This is a genomic window from Yinghuangia sp. YIM S10712 (assembly GCF_051388935.1).
In the GTDB taxonomy this organism is placed as follows: domain Bacteria; phylum Actinomycetota; class Actinomycetes; order Streptomycetales; family Streptomycetaceae; genus Yinghuangia.
On the sequence record NZ_JBPKBI010000006.1, the window covers coordinates 247,180 to 263,160 of the forward strand.

The 15,981-nt window shown below is 72.0% G+C and carries 16 protein-coding genes; 8 read left to right on the forward strand and 8 right to left on the reverse strand.

Features of this window, described 5'->3' with window-relative positions; genetic code table 11:
- The coding region (locus ACRX5W_RS16135; protein ID WP_436788825.1) for a LysR substrate-binding domain-containing protein at nucleotides 1–658 on the reverse strand (658 nt) is incomplete at its 3' end.
- 97 nt (nucleotides 659–755) lie between these two features.
- Here ACRX5W_RS16135 and ACRX5W_RS16140 point away from each other — a divergent pair.
- The 3 genes from ACRX5W_RS16140 (at nucleotide 756) to ACRX5W_RS16150 (ending at nucleotide 3,791) form a co-directional block, all read left to right on the forward strand.
- The gene (locus ACRX5W_RS16140) at nucleotides 756–2,000 is read left to right on the forward strand and encodes a TDT family transporter (RefSeq protein ID WP_436788826.1); all 1,245 of its coding nucleotides are present in this window, start codon (nucleotides 756–758) and stop codon (nucleotides 1,998–2,000) included.
- Nucleotides 2,001–2,205: 205 nt separating this feature from the next.
- The gene (locus ACRX5W_RS16145; RefSeq protein ID WP_436788827.1) at nucleotides 2,206–2,784 is read left to right on the forward strand and encodes a hypothetical protein; all 579 of its coding nucleotides are present in this window, start codon (nucleotides 2,206–2,208) and stop codon (nucleotides 2,782–2,784) included.
- Between the two features lie 272 nt (nucleotides 2,785–3,056).
- Nucleotides 3,057–3,791, forward strand: a complete 735-nt coding sequence (locus ACRX5W_RS16150; protein WP_436788828.1) for a TVP38/TMEM64 family protein — start codon at nucleotides 3,057–3,059, stop codon at nucleotides 3,789–3,791.
- Here ACRX5W_RS16150 and ACRX5W_RS16155 read toward each other — a convergent pair.
- From ACRX5W_RS16155 to ACRX5W_RS16165, 3 genes are all read right to left on the reverse strand, one after another.
- Nucleotides 3,751–4,317 carry a potassium channel family protein gene (locus ACRX5W_RS16155; protein WP_436788829.1) on the reverse strand — a complete coding sequence of 189 codons (567 nt, stop codon included), beginning with the start codon at nucleotides 4,315–4,317 and terminating at the stop codon, nucleotides 3,751–3,753. The two genes, ACRX5W_RS16150 and ACRX5W_RS16155, sit on opposite strands and share 41 nt — an antisense overlap.
- A gap of 66 nt (nucleotides 4,318–4,383) precedes the next feature.
- A complete protein-coding gene (locus ACRX5W_RS16160; RefSeq protein ID WP_436788830.1) occupies nucleotides 4,384–5,226 on the reverse strand; it encodes an aldo/keto reductase in 843 nt (280 codons plus the stop codon).
- A gap of 143 nt (nucleotides 5,227–5,369) precedes the next feature.
- A complete protein-coding gene (locus ACRX5W_RS16165) occupies nucleotides 5,370–6,932 on the reverse strand; it encodes a VWA domain-containing protein (protein ID WP_436788831.1) in 1,563 nt (520 codons plus the stop codon).
- Nucleotides 6,933–7,392: 460 nt separating this feature from the next.
- On the opposite strand from ACRX5W_RS16165, the gene ACRX5W_RS16170 reads away from it, so the two are divergent.
- The gene (locus ACRX5W_RS16170) at nucleotides 7,393–7,596 is read left to right on the forward strand and encodes a cold-shock protein (RefSeq protein WP_436788832.1); all 204 of its coding nucleotides are present in this window, start codon (nucleotides 7,393–7,395) and stop codon (nucleotides 7,594–7,596) included.
- 172 nt (nucleotides 7,597–7,768) lie between these two features.
- On the opposite strand, the gene ACRX5W_RS16175 is transcribed toward ACRX5W_RS16170, so the two are convergent.
- The 4 genes from ACRX5W_RS16175 to ACRX5W_RS16190 form a co-directional block, all read right to left on the reverse strand.
- A complete protein-coding gene (locus ACRX5W_RS16175) occupies nucleotides 7,769–8,014 on the reverse strand; it encodes a type II toxin-antitoxin system RelE family toxin (protein WP_436788833.1) in 246 nt (81 codons plus the stop codon).
- Nucleotides 8,011–8,271 carry a type II toxin-antitoxin system Phd/YefM family antitoxin gene (locus tag ACRX5W_RS16180; protein ID WP_436788834.1) on the reverse strand — a complete coding sequence of 87 codons (261 nt, stop codon included), beginning with the start codon at nucleotides 8,269–8,271 and terminating at the stop codon, nucleotides 8,011–8,013. Before ACRX5W_RS16180 ends, ACRX5W_RS16175 begins: the two co-directional genes overlap by 4 nt.
- An 89-nt stretch (nucleotides 8,272–8,360) precedes the next feature.
- Complete coding sequence (locus ACRX5W_RS16185) at nucleotides 8,361–9,122, reverse strand: enoyl-CoA hydratase family protein (RefSeq protein ID WP_436788835.1); 762 nt, start codon at nucleotides 9,120–9,122, stop codon at nucleotides 8,361–8,363.
- Nucleotides 9,123–9,180: 58 nt separating this feature from the next.
- Nucleotides 9,181–9,852, reverse strand: a complete 672-nt coding sequence (locus ACRX5W_RS16190) for a TetR/AcrR family transcriptional regulator (protein WP_436788836.1) — start codon at nucleotides 9,850–9,852, stop codon at nucleotides 9,181–9,183.
- A 270-nt stretch (nucleotides 9,853–10,122) separates the two neighbouring features.
- Between ACRX5W_RS16190 and ACRX5W_RS16195 the strand changes: the two genes are divergently transcribed.
- The 4 genes from ACRX5W_RS16195 to ACRX5W_RS16210 are packed head-to-tail and all read left to right on the forward strand — an operon-like array spanning nucleotide 10,123 to nucleotide 15,916.
- The gene (locus ACRX5W_RS16195; RefSeq protein WP_436788837.1) at nucleotides 10,123–11,709 is read left to right on the forward strand and encodes a carboxyl transferase domain-containing protein; all 1,587 of its coding nucleotides are present in this window, start codon (nucleotides 10,123–10,125) and stop codon (nucleotides 11,707–11,709) included.
- A 14-nt stretch (nucleotides 11,710–11,723) separates the two neighbouring features.
- On the forward strand, nucleotides 11,724–13,790 hold the full coding sequence (locus ACRX5W_RS16200) for an acetyl/propionyl/methylcrotonyl-CoA carboxylase subunit alpha (protein ID WP_436788838.1): 2,067 nt from the start codon (nucleotides 11,724–11,726) through the stop codon (nucleotides 13,788–13,790).
- An 11-nt stretch (nucleotides 13,791–13,801) separates the two neighbouring features.
- Nucleotides 13,802–14,725: a hydroxymethylglutaryl-CoA lyase gene (locus ACRX5W_RS16205; RefSeq protein WP_436788920.1), complete on the forward strand. Its 924-nt coding sequence runs from the start codon at nucleotides 13,802–13,804 to the stop codon at nucleotides 14,723–14,725.
- A 12-nt stretch (nucleotides 14,726–14,737) separates the two neighbouring features.
- A complete protein-coding gene (locus ACRX5W_RS16210; RefSeq protein ID WP_436788839.1) occupies nucleotides 14,738–15,916 on the forward strand; it encodes an acyl-CoA dehydrogenase family protein in 1,179 nt (392 codons plus the stop codon).
- Nucleotides 15,917–15,981: the final 65 nt, after the last annotated feature.

The following is a 15,981-nucleotide window of genomic DNA, read 5'->3' on the forward strand; positions in this document are numbered from 1 at the left end:
CGAGCTTGGCCAGCGCTGCGGCCAGCACCTCGCGCGTACCGGACCCCGGCTCGCGCTGCACCAGCGGCGTCGCCGCGAGCTCCGCGGCCGGGACCGGGCCGCGCCGCCGCGACCACGGATGGCCCGGCGCCACCACGACGGTCAGCCGGTCGCGCGCCACCACCGCGGACGCCAGTCCGCCGGGCGCGCGGCGGCCCTCCGTGAACCCGAGATCCGCCTCACCGGCCAGCACGCGCGCGGCGACGTCCGCGGAGTTGCCGACCCGCAGCGACACAGCCACGCCCGGCCGGGCCCCGCGCAGCGCCACCAGCCAGCGCGGCAGCAGGTACTCGGCGACCGTGAGACTCGCCTCCACACGAAGACGCGTGTCGTGGTCCGCCCGCAGCGCCGTGATCCCCGTGTCCAACCGGTCGGCGGCATCGAGCAACGGCCGCGCCCAGTCGGTCACCAGCACCCCGGCCGGGGTCAACACCGAGCCGCGAGGCGTGCGTTCGAGCAGCGGAACACCCACCAGGCGCTCCAAGGTACGCATCCGCACACTCGCGGCCGGCTGCGAAATCCCGGCCTCCCGCGCCGCCCGCCCCAACGACCCCAACCGCGCGACCGCGAGCAACAGCTCCAGCGTGCGCAGGTCGGGCATCCGCGAGGACAACGGCATGCCCCCAGCGTACGAGACCGCTCATAAAGCGCTGTTATGGCCCCATCGCCTCATGCCCACTACCGGCGCCGCCGACCCCGCGGCGAGGCTGATTCCCATGAGTACCGGCACGCCGCGCACCAGGCTTCTCCACGAGCTCGACCGACCCGCCGACGCCTTCCGCGCCGTCGGTCCCAACTGGTTCGCCGTCGTCATGGGCACCGGCATCGTCGCCACCGCCGCGGTCACGCTGCCGCTCCATGTTCCCGGTCTGCACGCCGTCGCCGTGCTGGTGTGGCTCTTGGCCTCCGCGCTTCTGGTCGCCGCGACCGCCGCCACCGCCGTGCAATGGACACGCCACCGCGACATCGCGCGCGGCCACGCCGCGAACCCGGCGATGGTCCCCTTCTACGGCGCCCCGCCCATGGCACTGCTCGCCGTGGGCGCCGGCACCATCCGGCTCGGCCCCGACGTCCTCGGCGGAACCGCCGCACTCGCCGTCGGCGCGGTGCTGTGGACCCTCGGCGCCGCCACCGGACTCGCCTGCGCGGTGGCCGTGCCGTACCTGATGATCACGCGGCACCGGCTGCGCCTGGACAACGTGTTCCCGACGTGGCTCCTGCCCGTCGTCCCCCCGATGGTCGCGGCGGCCACCGGCCCGCTCCTCATCCCGCACCTGGGCGGGCACCAGGCTCGGCTCGCGCTGCTGGCCGCCTGCTACGCGATGTTCGGCATCAGCCTGCTGGCGACCCTCGCGCTGCTCCCGCTGATCTGGGCCCGTCTTCTGCTGCTTCGCACCGGCCCCCCGGTCATGGCCCCCACCCTGTTCATCGTCCTCGGTCCGCTCGGCCAGTCGGTCAGCGCGGCCCACACCCTCGGCACGGTGGCCGGCGACGCGGTCCCCGACCGGTACGCCGGGGCCTGCGAGGCGTTCGCACTGTTGTACGGCATGCCGGTGCTCGGCTTCGCGCTCGCGTGGTTCGCCCTGGCCGGGGCGCTCGTGTGGCGCGCCCACCGGCAGGGACTGCCGTTCGCGATGACCTGGTGGGCGTTCACCTTCCCGGTCGGCACATGCGTCAAGGGCGCCTCCGGGCTTGCCGCGCAGACCGACTCGGTCGCCCTGGGCTCCATCGCCGTCACGCTGTACGTGCTGCTCGTGGCCGCGTGGGCCGTGGTCGCCACACACACCGCGCGCGGTTGCCTCAGCGGCCGGCTCTTCCGCACCCCGGCACCTGCCGCCGCGCCCGGGACGAAGCCGGGGCCCGAGCCCGCGCCGAGCGCGCCCACCCACGCGACGAACCTGTCCGCGCTCGCGCCGCTGCCCGCACCAGCCGACGCGGCCCTCGTCCCGCGGTCGGCCTGAGGCGTCCCCCGTTGCGGTGCCCGTACCGGCGTCGGACGACGCGGTCTCAGTCCCGCGGTCGGCCTGAGGCGCCCGCCCCGGCGGTGCCCGAGCCGGGGAAGAAAACACGCCACTCGGGGCCACGTCTCCTCCCCGGGCCCGGCCCGCGTCCCGCGCCCCTCGGCACCGCCGTCGGCCGCCTGCCCCCGCATTAGGCTGACGTCCCATGAGGTCCCTCGTGCCGTCGCCGCCCGAGGGGTCGGCTTTGGCCCGCTCGGACACCCGCCGGGCGCTGCGCCGATACCGGCTGCGGGCCTGGTCGCTCATCCTGCTCGGCCTCGTGCTGTACGGCGGAGCCTGGTCGTTCGAACGCCACACCGGCCTCCCGCCGATCGTCACCCTGGCACTGATCCTCGCGGCCGGCTGCGCCGGAGTGTTCGGCCTCGTCACCCACTTCCAGGCGGCACGCATGCACCGGGTCCTGGTCCGGCATCCCTGGGTCGCGTGCGCGTGCCGCTTCCACGGCGCCGGAACGTACCCCGGCGGCGGAAACCAGCCGGTGCTCGTACTCATCGACCCGGCCCGCGACGGCGCGCAGCACGTGCTCGCGGTGATCGCCACCGCCCGGCGGGCCCGCAGACTGCGGCCCTGCGACGGCGTCGATGTGTGGTTCGCGGGCGACCCGGCGCGCGGCGGCGTCGTCTCGCCCCCCGGCGGCGGCCACCTGTTGTGGACCCGGCCGGTACTGCTGCGCCCGTGGTACGTCAAACAACAGGCCACCGGGACAAACCCCGCAGGTGCGTGAGCCCAGACCGGCGACCGCCACCTCTCTCCGCCGCGGCCGGCTCGGCCGGACCCCCGGACCACCGCAGGCCCACCTTCCGCGGCGCCCCGACTTCGGCCCCGCCAGAGCCGGTCGCAGCTCTCGCCGCGGCCGGACCCCCGGATCGCCGCAAGCCCCCTCCCGCGGCGCCCCGATTCCGGCCCCGCAACCCGCTTCCTACGCCCGGCGCTCGTCGGCGGGCGCCCGTACAATCGCTTGATCAGGAAAGCCGCGGCGCAGCAAGGGGTGGGCGCATGTTGGACGCCGTGCGGGACTTCCTGCACCACGGCGCCTGGACCGACTACCCGACCCCCGTCGTCGTCGGTGTCTTCATCGTCATCTGCGCCATCGGCGTCGCGTTCTTCGTGCCCAAAACCGTCCTGGCGCCGGCCGCAGGTGCGTTGTTCGGCGCCGTCAACGGGACCATCATCACGGTCACCGGCGCAACGCTCGGCAGCGTGCTGGCCCTCCATATCGGGCGCCGCCTCGGCCGTGAGCGGGTGCGTGCCTGGCTGCACCGCAAACAGTCCCTCGCCGACCTGGACGCCCGCCTCACCCGGCACGGAGTGCTGCCGGTCGCGGTGCTGCGCCTCGTCCCCGTCATTCCGGGCTTCGTGGTCAACTACGGTTCCGCCGCGACCGGCATACGCACGCTGCACTTCACCGTCGGGACCGCGGTCGGGCTCGTGCCGGTGACCATGTTCCAGGTGGCAGCGGGCGCGTCGGTCCGCAGCGGGCTCTCGACGCCGGTCGTCGTCACCGCGACCGCCGGTGGACTGCTGGTTCTCGCGGCGCCGCTGATCGTGCGCCGCCTCCAGGCCGGCAAACCCGTCTCGGGGACGGCGGCCCCGACCGGTGCGGGCGCGGCCGACGCACCAGGCGGGGCGAGCGAGCACACCGACGCCGGGTCCGCCGTGGACGCGGCCGACGGACCCTGCCACGCGCAGGTCAGTCCTCCGGCGGGGCAACGTCCCGACGGCGCTGCTTGATGCGCTCCAGGGCGACCGACGCCCCCGCGCCGATGAAGACGAGGTTGAAGACGATCTGCACCATCACCGCGATCCGGGCCGCCTGCCCCGTCGCGGTGATGTCGCCGTACCCCACGGTCGCCGTGGTCACCAGCGTGAAGTACAGCGCGTCGGTACGCGTGACCAGGCCTGCGAACTGGTCGCCCTGGCCCGCGAGTCGGTCGTACACGGACGCGAAGAACACCAGGCTCGCCACGACCGTGAGCAACAGGCCCTCGGCGCGGGCCGGAACGGTGCCGCGAGCCCCGCGCAGAATCAGCATCAGGATCAGCGCGGCAAACCCCACGACACACAGTGAAAAGGCACCGACGCGCACCACATCGGACACACCGTGCACATGGTCGGGCAGTATGTAGAAGGCGACCAGGAGCAGCGTCAGGGCTCCGACCGTCCGGACCGCGATCCAGACCGGCGCCTGGGACGCCGCCCCTGACCCTGACGCCCCCAAGGCCGCCGCACCCTCCGCAGGCTCCCGTCGCGCGTTCATACCACCCCGCCCTTCCACAGGCGCCCGGTTCGACGCAGTTCCTCACGCACCGGAGGAGTGGGCCCGTCAGCCTTCGTGGCCCAGGTTGAACGTGTCGGGGTCCGGGCCGGTGCGCCGCCCCCGGTCCAGGCCCGCGAGTGCGGCGAGGTCCGCGTCGTCCAGCGTGAAGTCGAAGACCGCGATGTTCTCCGCGATGCGCGCAGGCGTCACCGACTTCGGGATGACGATGTTGCCGAGTTGGACGTGCCAGCGCAGCACCACCTGGGCGGGCGTGCGCTCGTGCTTCGCGGCGATCTCGGTCACCGTCGAGTCCGACAGCAGCGCGCCGCCCTTCGCCAGTGGGCTCCAGGCCTCCGTACGAATGTCGAACTCACGGTGGAAGGACCGGAGTTCGCTTTGCTGGAGGTACGGGTGCAGCTCGATCTGGTTGACCGCCGGCACGACGCCGCTGCTGTCAAACAGCCGTTCCAGGTGCGGGATCTGGAAATTCGAGACGCCGATCACGCGGATCAGCCGGTCCGCGTACAGCTTTTCCAACGCCTGCCAGGTGTCGACATACCGGTCGGCGGCGGGCATCGGCCAATGGATCAGGTACATGTCGAGGTAGTCGAGACCGAGCCGGTCCAGGCTGCCCTCGAACGCGCGCAGCGCGGTGGCGTAGCCCTGGTCGTGGTTCCACAGCTTCGTGGTGACGAACAGCTCCTCGCGCGCGATCCCCGACGCGGCGATGGCCGCACCGACGCCGGTCTCGTTGCCGTACGCCGCCGCGGTGTCGATGCTGCGGTAGCCCGCCTGCAACGCGGCCCCCACCGCCGCCTCGGTTTCGTCCGGCGCCACCTGCCACACCCCGAAGCCGAGCTGCGGGACCGACACGCCGTTGTTCAGGGTGATGCTGGGAACGGTGCTCACGGGTGTGCTTCCTTCGAACGGACGGACCGACAAACGTGTGTGCCTGTGCCTCGGTTCGTGCCCGGGCCACACACGATCATCGCGAACCACACCCGCGAAGCGCCGTATTCCGTGCCGCGTCTCCCGGCCCAACCGGGCGCGGCTCAGCCGGTCAGCAACCCCATGCTGCGCGCACGGTTCAGCCAGTCGGGGTATTCCTCCATCATCAGGTCGAACAGCGCCTCGTCGGAGAGGTTCGCCGGGTCGGTGACCGCGAAGAACGCGGCGTTGTCGGTGTAGCGGCCCTGGAGGTTGTCGAGCTCCTCCAGGAACGCGAAGCCGCCGGTCAGCTTCTCGATCAGCTTGTTCTGCAGCCGCTCCGCGAGCTTGACCTTCTTCTTCGGACCGGCCTGGCCGCCCGCCGGGTCCTGCTTGTCGACCGCCTTGGGGGATGGTCCGATACCCATGAACTGCCAGAAGATCGGCTCGTAGCTGGAGTGGATGACCTGCTCGCGGGTCTGCTGCTCGGTGCTGGTCATGCCGTCGGTGATGAACATGACGTACACCGGCACCCGGTCGGCGAGCGGTGCGTGGCGCGGGCCCGAGGTCTTGAAGTAGTTCTCCCTGACCAGACGCATCGCGGCGGCGTAGTCGGTGCCGCCCTCAAGCGGGTACCGCTGGAGCATTTGGTTCGTCCAGCCCTGGTACTGCCGGATGTTCAGCGTCCCCGCCTCGTGGCCGTGCTGGCCGAACAGGAAGACGTCGACCTCGCCGTTGTCGTCGAACCGGAGACCCAGCGACAGCACGCGCTCGACGAGCGCCTGGACCTTGCCCGACTGGAACAGGCTGTTCATCGACCCGGAGATGTCCAGGCACAGCGCGACACGCGCGGTGTGCTCGCCGAGGCCCTTCTTCTCCAGGCTGACCGCGGCCTTCTTGGTGAGGTCGAGCAGCCGGCCGTGGCCCTCCTCGCCGAGCCGCTTCTCCATGTTGACGAGCTTTTGCTTCTTCAGGCTCACCGGGCCCGACGACGCGGCCGGCTGCGCGGGTGCGGGCGGCGGGGCCGTGGGGGCGGGGGGCGTCGCCGTACGCACGGCCGGGTTCGGCGCGGTCTGTACGGCCGAGGGCGGCAGCGGCGGAGGGGTGTACGTCGAGGGCGGCGGCGCCTGCATCGGGGTGGGCGGGGCGGGCGGCTCCGGCTCGGCGTCGACCGCGATGCCGAAGTCGGTCGCGAGGCCGGCGAGGCCGGACGCGTAGCCCTGGCCCACGGCGCGGAACTTCCACGCGCCGGCCCGCAGATACAGCTCCCCGAACAAGAACGCGGTCTCGGTCGTCGCGTCGGTGATGTCGAAGACCGCGTGCTCGCGCCCGGCCTCGTCGAGAAGCTTGAGCGCCAGGCCCGGCACCTGGCCAAACGTTCCTCCGTCGGCGGACGCACCGATCACGATGCGCACGACGTCGGACGGAACCCGGTTCAGGTCCACGCGCACGGCGTCCGTCGCGGTGCCGTCCGGCGAGGTCTGCTTGCCGGCGTGCGTGACCGCCCCCGAGGGGTGCGTCGGCTGGTTGTAGAAGACGAAGTCGTCCTCGCCGCGGACCTTGCCGTTGTCGGCGAGCAGCAGGGCGGAGACGTCCACGTCCGGTGCGCCGGCGGTCCGCCAGGAGACCACCGCGCGCAGCGACGTGGTCGGGGCTGGGATGTTCGCGCCTTTGGACATCGTGGTCATGCCGCAATCATGCCGCCTCGCGAACGCTGCCGGGCGGGCTGGTCCGGCATCCGCACCCGGGTCGTCCGCACGGCGGACCGGGGCCGCCCGGGGGTCCTACGCGAGGCGTACGCGCGGCCTACTTCCCTCGGTCGTGTGGGCAGGGCGCGCCCACGCGGGGCGGTTGCGTCCGGGTGTTCCGCGGGCGGCCGACACGCCCGGGCGCGACCGCCGCCACCTGGGATTTCCCACGAATTTCGCGGTTCGGACCAAGGCTGTGCTAACGTCGTAGGCGTTGCAGTTGTGGTTCCCAGCGAAATCTGTGTGCACCTGTCGAGTTGTAACAGACAGGTGCATTTTTGATTTCGGTGGATGTTTTCGGTGTCGGTGCTTGCGCCGTTTCCCGAATTCAGGGAGATCATCACGGCGACACCGGGTCCGCGAGGTGTGGATTCGGCACTTTCCCCTGAAGGAGAGAATTATGGCTACCGGCACTGTGAAGTGGTTCAACTCGGAAAAGGGCTTCGGCTTCATCGCGCAGGACGGCGGCGGCGAGGACGTTTTCGCCCACTTCTCGGCCATCCAGTCGACCGGCTTCCGTGAGCTCATCGAGGGCCAGCAGGTCGAGTTCGACGTGGTCCAGGGCCAGAAGGGCCTGCAGGCGGAGAACATCCGCACGAAGTAAGCCCTCCGCTTACTCACCCGCAGGGGTCCGCACCCGGCACATTCGCCGGGGCGGGCCCCTGCGGCGTTGCGTGCGGGGTTCCGCGGGGCTCACGCGCCCGCCGGGTCGGGCAGGACGAGCGCGGGGCGGTGCGGGTCGTCCCAGCGGACGACCCCGGTGCGCTCCGCACAGGTCAGCGCAGACGTCCGAGATGAATGACGGTCACGCGGATCTTTTGGTCGTTGATCTCGTACATCACGCGGTACACGCCGACGTGGATGCGAAGGACGCCGGAGCTGCCGAATGCTCCCCGAGGTTTCGGGTTGTCGGCGAGGCGATCGACGGCGGTGAACACCTGCCGCACGCCTTGCGGATCATCCTTGGCCAGCCGCTCCGCCTGCGCCAGTGCGTGCGGTTCCCAGATGACGTCGTACCTCACGCCTCGTCGCCGCCGAACACCCGGCGGTATGCCTCGGCGTGCGGGACGCCGGCTTCCTCGCCGCGGGCTTGGCGCGCGCGGTAAGCCTCCAGCGCCCGCATCTCCTGCAACTCCAGCGCGTCGGCGGGGCTGACCAGTATGGCGATGGTCTGCCCATGATCGGTGATGGCGACGGGTTCACGGGTGGCGCTGACCTCGCGTGCGATGGCGCCCAGGCGGGCGCGGGCTTCCACGATCGAGTAGGTCGTCTCTGTCATGCACACCACATTACTGAAGTGTGCACTTCTCGTCCCCCAAAACGGACCAATGTCACCCGTGCAGGAATCCCGCGCCGGGGCGCCCCGGCTCAGTCGACCCAGCTCGGCTTGCGGCGTTCGCGGAAGGCGGCCATGCCCTCGGCGGCCTCCTCGGAGCCGAAGAGCTCGGCGGACAGCTTCACGGTGGCCGGCCCCTCGGAGGTGACGCGTTCGGCCAGGGCGGCGGCGAGGAGTTTCTTGGTGGCGACGAGGCCCTGGCGGGACCCGAGGCGCAGGCCCGCGATCAGGTGCTCGGCGTGCGCGTCGGTGCCTTCGACGCCGTCCCCCGCGAGGGTGAGCAGGCCGATGCGCTCGGCCTCGGCGCCGTCGAACTGCTCGCCGGTGAGGAAGTAGCGCGAGGCCGCGCGCGGGTCGAGGCGCGGGAGGGTGGTCAGGGAGATGATCGCCGGGGCGAGGCCGAGGCGTACCTCGGAGAAGGCGAAGGTCGTCGACGCCGGCGCGACCGCCAGGTCGCACGCGCCGACCAGGCCGAGGCCGCCGGCGCGGGCGTTGCCGCGCAGGTGGGCGAGGACCGGCACCGGCAGTTCGATGATCTTCCGGAGGATCTCCAGCAGCCGGTGCGTGCCGCGCTCCATGCCGCCCTCGGCGGCTTCCCGCAGGTCCGCACCAGCGCAGAACGTCGGGCCGGTGTGCGTCAGGACGACCGCGCGTACGGCGGGGTCGCCGGCGACGGCGGACAGGTGCGCGTCGAGTTCGTCCATCAGCGCCGCCGAGAGCGCGTTGCGGTTGTCCGGTGAGTCGAGCGTGATCGTGGCGATCGCGGCGTCGTGGGCGAGCGTGACCAAGGCCATCGGGCGTCCTCAAGATCTGGTGCGGATTGGGGTACGGGGATTGTTCAGAGTGCGGCGGTCACCTTCCGGCCGCGGCGAAGGCGCCGAGGGCGAGGGTGCGCAGGAGTTCGGCCATCGCGTCAGGGCCCGGGGCGTGTGGTCCGCCGGGCGCGCTGTGCGGGGTCGAGTTCAGCAGGCCGAACACCGCGTGCACGGCCGCCCGCGCCCGCGCGTCGGCGGACTGCGGGGAGGCGTCGCCGTCCGTGTCGGCGGTCGCGCGGGCCCGGAACGCGGTCCGCTCCCGGCCCGCGGCCTGGGCGAAGCCGGGGTACGCGTCGACGACGACCCCGACCCAGATCTCCACGTAGGCGCGCTGCAACCGGCGTACGGTGCGCTGGTCTTCGTCGGGGAGGTTGGCCAGGTCCCGGTCGTGCAGCACGATCAGCGCGCGCTCGTTGAGGGCGAAGTCGATGTGGCCGCGCACGAGGGCGTCCAACCGGGCGGCGGGCGAGTCGTGTTCGGCGACACGCCGGCGGCCCTCGTCGAGGAGCTGTTCGCTGATGCCGACCAGCAGCTCGGCGAGCATCGCGTCCTTGCCGCGGAAGTGGCGGTAGAGCCCGGGCCCGGTGATGCCCGACGCGGCGCCGATCTCGTCCACGCTCACGCCGTGGAAGCCGCGCGCCGCGAAGAGCTGCGCGGCCTCGTGGAGGATCTGCGTGCGTCGCGGGCTTCTGACCTGGTCGACCGACATGGCCACCATGCTAGACAGGGATGTGAACGATCGCTAACGTCGGGGTCGATCCACTTTTGTTAACGATTGCTAACCTGCATGCAAGGACAGGCGAGCGACACACGCGGAGGCGGCGGCATGCGGGTGATCCCGATGGTTCCCGGCAGCGGTTCTGCCGCACGCCGCCACGCGGGCGAACATGGAACGGGCGAACGTGTGACCGGATCCACAGCACGCACGGCGACGCGGCCCCCGTCCGCCGCTGGTCTGGGCCCCCGGCTCGGGACCCGCGTGGACGCGAGCAGCGAGGCGTACCGGGCCAACACCCTCGCGCACATGGGCGCGGTCGCCGAGCTGCGGCGCCGACTGGCCACGGCCGCGCAGGGCGGCGGCGAGACGGCCCGCGCCCGGCATACCGCCCGCGGCAAGCTGCTGCCGCGCGAACGCGTCGACACCCTCCTCGACCCCGGCTCGCCGTTCCTGGAGATCGCCCCACTCGCCGCCGACGGCCTGTACGGCGGTGCCGCGCCCGCCGCGGGCGTCGTCGCCGGCATCGGCCGCGTCCGCGGGCGCGAGGTCCTGGTGATCGCGAACGACGCGACGGTCAAAGGCGGCACGTACTACCCGCTGACCGTCAAGAAGCACCTGCGTGCGCAGGAGATCGCGTTCGAGAACCGTCTCCCGTGCGTGTATCTCGTGGACTCCGGCGGGGCGTTCCTCCCCATGCAGGACGAAGTCTTCCCGGACCGCGACCACTTCGGCCGCATCTTCTACAACCAGGCGCGCATGTCCGCCGCCGGCATCCCGCAGATCAGTGCCGTCCTCGGCTCGTGCACGGCGGGCGGCGCGTACGTCCCGGCGATGAGCGACCAGACCGTGATCGTCCGGGGGCAGGGCACGATCTTCCTCGGCGGCCCGCCGCTGGTGAAGGCCGCGACCGGGGAGGTCGTCACCGCCGAGGAGCTGGGCGGCGGCGAGGTGCACGCGAAGATGTCCGGTGTCGTCGACCACCTGGCCGAGGACGACGGGCACGCGCTGCGCATCGTCCGCGACATCGTCGCGGGGCTCGGCCCGCGCGCCCCGCGGCCGTGGGACGTCGCCCCGGTCGAGGAGCCGGCCGTCGACCCGGACGGGTTGTACGGCGCCGTCCCGGCCGACAACCGCACCCCCTACGACGTCCGCGAGGTCATCGCCCGCCTCGTCGACGGTTCGCGTTTCCGCGAGTTCAAGGCCGATTACGGCACGACGCTGGTCACCGGTTTCGCGCGCATCCACGGGCACCCGGTCGGCATCGTCGCGAACAACGGCATTCTGTTCGCCGAATCCGCCCTGAAAGGCGCGCACTTCATCGAGTTGTGCGACCAACGGGCCGTCCCGCTCCTGTTCTTGCAGAACATCACCGGCTTCATGGTCGGAAAGGCCTACGAGAACGGCGGCATCGCCAAGCACGGCGCGAAGATGGTCACCGCGGTGGCCACCACCCGCGTGCCGAAATTGACTGTGGTCGTCGGCGGTTCGCACGGCGCGGGCAACTACTCGATGTGCGGGCGCGCTTATTCGCCGCGCTTCATGTGGATGTGGCCGGGTGCGAAGGTCTCGGTCATGGGCGGTGAACAGGCCGCGACGGTCCTCGCCACCGTCAAGCGGGACCAACTCGCCGCACGGGGCGAGGATTGGCCGGCCGAGGAGGAAGCCGCCTTCCGGCAGCCGATTCTCGACCAGTACGAGGAACAGGGCAGCGCGTACTACGCGAGCGCCCGCCTGTGGGACGACGGGGTCATCGACCCGCTCGACACCCGCACCGTCGTCGGCCTCGCGCTCACCGCGTGCGCCAACGCGCCCCTTGCCGACCCGGGCTTCGGCCTCTTCCGGATGTGAGGGCCGGACCCGCCATGTTCGACACCGTCCTCATCGCCAACCGCGGCGAGATCGCCTGCCGGGTCATCAGGACCCTGCGCGGCCACGGCATCCGCTCCGCGGTCGTGTTCACCGACGCCGACGCGGGGGCGCGGCACGTCCGCGACGCCGACACCGCCGTGCACGTCCCCGACTACCTCGACATCGACGCCGTCGTCCGCGCGGCCGTGCGCGCCGGCGCCGACGCGGTGCACCCCGGCTACGGATTCCTCGCGGAGAACGCGAAGTTCGCCCGCGCGGTCGCCGCCGCCGGCCTGGTGTTCATCGGACCGCCCGCGCAGGCCATCGAGTTGATGGGCGACAAGATCCGCGCCAAGCAGACCGTCGCCGCGTACGGCGTGCCCGTCGTGCCCGGCAGCAGCGGCGCGGGCCTGACCGACACCGAACTCGCCGCCGAGGCACGCAAGATCGGCTTCCCGGTGCTGCTGAAGCCCTCCGCGGGCGGCGGCGGCAAGGGCATGCACCTCGTCCGCGACGAGGACACCCTCGCCGACGAGATCGCCGCGGCCCGCCGCGAGGCGGCGGGGGCGTTCGGCGACGACACGCTGCTCGTGGAGCGCTGGATCGACCGGCCCCGGCACATCGAAGTACAGGTCCTCGCCGACGGACACGGCAACGTCGTGCACCTGGGCGAGCGCGAGTGCAGCCTCCAGCGCCGCCACCAGAAGATCGTCGAGGAAGCCCCGTCGGTGCTGCTCACCGAGGAGCGCCGCGCCGCGATGGGCGCCGCGGCCGTCGAGGCGGCCCGGTCGTGCGGCTATGTCGGTGCGGGGACCGTGGAGTTCATCGTCTCCTCCGACCGCCCCGACGAGTACTTCTTCATGGAGATGAACACCCGGCTCCAGGTCGAGCACCCCGTCACGGAGCTGATCACCGGGCTGGACCTCGTGTGGTGCCAGGTCACGGTCGCCGCCGGACGCGAACTCGGGTTCGCGCAAAGCGACATCACCCTCGACGGGCATGCGGTCGAGGCCCGCGTGTACGCCGAGGACCCCGGCCGGGGATTCCTGCCCAGCGGCGGGCGCGTCGTGCTGCTGCGCGAGCCCGACGGAAGCGGCCGCGTCCGCGTCGACTCCGGGCTCGTCGCGGGCGGCGAAGTCGGCAGCGCGTACGACCCGATGCTCGCGAAGGTCGTCGCGTGGGGCCACGACCGCGACGAGGCGCTGGCGACGCTGCGTACCGCGCTCGCCTCCACCACGGTGCTCGGCGTGCACACCAACATCGCCTTCCTGGACCGGCTGTTGGCCAACGCGGACGTTGCCGCCGGACGCCTCGACACCGGGCTCGTCGAGGCCCACCTCGCCGAACTCACCGAGCACGCCGCCCCGCCCGTCGTCGCGATCGCCGCCGCGCTCCTCGCCCACGCCGACCGGGAACCCGTGCCGGACGCGGACGGGTGGACCGATCCCTTCGCGGTGCCGTCCGGCTGGCGGCTCGGCGAATACGCCGCGACCGCCTACCGGTTCCGCATCGACGGCGCCGAACCGGTCGAGGTGCGCGTGCACGGGCGCGGCACCCACACCGAAGTCGCCTACGAGGGCGCGGAGATGCTCCCCGCGCACATCGCCGCGAGCGACGACGGCAGCGTGTCGCTGACCTACGACGGCCTGACCGAGACGTACCGCCACGCCGTCGCCGACGACGGCAGCCGCTGGATCGCGCGCGGCGCCGACACCTGGCGGGCCGTTCCCTTCGACCCGGTCGACGCCGGTCCGGGCGCGGGCGCCGCCGGCGACGGGACGCTCGTCGCACCGATGCCCGGCACCGTCACCGTCGTCAAGGCCGCCGCCGGCGACCGGGTGACGCAGGGCCAGGCGGTCGTGGTCGTCGAGGCGATGAAGATGGAGCACGCGGTGACGGCGCCGTTCGACGGGACACTGCGCGATCTGCGCGTGGACGTGGGAGCGCGCGTGGCACTCGACGAGGTCCTGGCGCTCGTCCACCCCGACGAGGCCGAAGAAGCGGGCGGTGCAGCAGCGACCGCCGAGGCGGCACAGGCCGCCGAAAAGAACCGGAACAACAAACGCGAGGACATGTCGTGAACGGGCTCCCCATGGTCGTCCCCGAGCCGGGACTCCCCACCGAGGTCACCATCTACGAAGTCGGTCCGCGCGACGGTCTCCAGAACGAGTCCGCCGTCGTATCCGCCGACGTCAAAACCGAGTTCATCCGGCGCCTCGCCGACGCGGGCCTGAAGACGGTCGAGGCAACGAGCTTCGTCTCGCCCAAGTGGGTGCCGCAACTCGCCGACGCCGCCGAGGTGTTCGCGGACGTCGTCAAGAACGTCGACGTTGACCTGCCGGTGCTCGTCCCCAACGAGCGCGGCCTGGACCGCGCCCTGGAACTCGGCGCCGACCACGTCGCGGTGTTCGCCAGCGCCACCGAGACGTTCGCGCAGAAGAACCTCAACCGCAGCCTCGAAGCGTCGCTGGAGATGTTCGCGCCGGTCGTCGCCCGCGCCACCGAAGCCGGGCTGCGGGTGCGCACGTACGTCTCGATGGCGTTCGGTGACCCGTGGGAGGGCCCGGTCGACCCCGCGCAGGTCGTCGACGTGAGCGTGCGGCTGATCGAGATGGGGTGTTGGCAGGTCAGCCTCGGCGACACCATCGGCGTCGCCACGGCCGGGCAGGTCACCTCGCTCATCGACCGGTTCGCCGCCGCGGGCGTCGGCGTCGACAAGCTCGCGGTGCACTTCCACGACACCTACGGCCAGGCGCTCGCCAACACCCTGGCCGCGCTCCGCCGCGGGATCACCACCGTCGACGCGTCGGCGGGCGGCCTGGGCGGATGCCCGTACGCCAAGAGCGCCACCGGCAACCTCGCCACCGAGGACCTGCTGTGGATGCTGGCCGGCCTCGGCATCGAAACCGGCGTCGACCTCGACAAGCTCGTCGGCACCAGCATGTGGATGGCCGACCGGCTGGGCCGCCCGTGCCCGTCCCGCACGGTCCGCGCACTCGCGGCCGAAAAGCAGTAGAGGCAGGCAGCCATGCTCGACCACCGGCTCAGCGAAGAGCACGAGCTTCTGCGCGCCACCGTACGCGAGTTCGCGAACGACGTGATCGCCCCCGTCATCGCGGACTACTACGAGCGCCACGCCTTCCCGTACCCGATCATCCGGGAGATGGGGAAGATGGGCCTGTTCGGGCTCCCGTTCCCCGAGGAGTACGGCGGCATGGGCGGGGACTACCTCGCCCTCGGCATCGCGCTGGAGGAGCTCGCCCGCGTCGACTCGTCGGTGGCGATCACCCTGGAGGCCGGGGTTTCCCTCGGCGCCATGCCCATCCACAGGTTCGGCACCGAGGAGCAGAAGAGGCGGTGGCTCCCGGCGCTGTGCGCGGGCGAGATGCTGGGCGCGTTCGGCCTCACCGAGCCCGACGGCGGCTCCGACGCGGGCGCCACCCGGACGACCGCGCGCCTCGACGAGGCGACGGGGGAGTGGGTGATCAACGGCGCCAAGTCGTTCATCACCAACTCCGGCACCGACATCACCGGACTGGTCACCGTCACGGCCGTCACCGGCACGAAGCCCGACGGCGGCAAGGAGATCTCCGCGATCATCGTCCCGTCGGGCACGCCCGGCTTCACCGTCGCCCCCGCCTACTCCAAGGTCGGCTGGAACGCGTCGGACACCCACGAACTGTCGTTCGCTGACTGCCGCGTTCCCGGCGCCAACCTGCTCGGCGAACGCGGCCGGGGCTACGCGCAGTTCCTCGGCATCCTCGACGAGGGCCGGGTCGCCATCGCCGCGCTCGCCACCGGCCTCGCGCAGGGCTGCGTCGACGAGTCGGTCCGGTACGCGGGCGAGCGCCACGCGTTCGGCAAACCCATCGGGGCGAACCAGGCCGTGTCGTTCAAGATCGCCGACATGGAGCTGCGCGCCCACATGTCCCGGCTGTCGTGGCGGCACGCGGCGGCGCGGCTCGTGCACGGCGAGCCGTTCAAGCACGAGGCCGCGCTCGCGAAGCTTTACACCTCCGAGGCCGCGGTCGACAACGCCCGGGAGGCGACCCAGATCCACGGCGGCTACGGCTTCATGAACGAGTACGCGGTCGCCCGTTTCTGGCGCGACTGCAAGATCCTGGAGATCGGCGAAGGGACCTCCGAGGTCCAGCGCATGCTGATCGCCCGCGAACTCGGTGTCGGGGAACCGTTCGGATCCCGCTGACCGCAGGGTCGACACCCTCGCCCGCCCGGGCCGAGACGGGCGTGCACCACGCGGGGGGGGGGCAT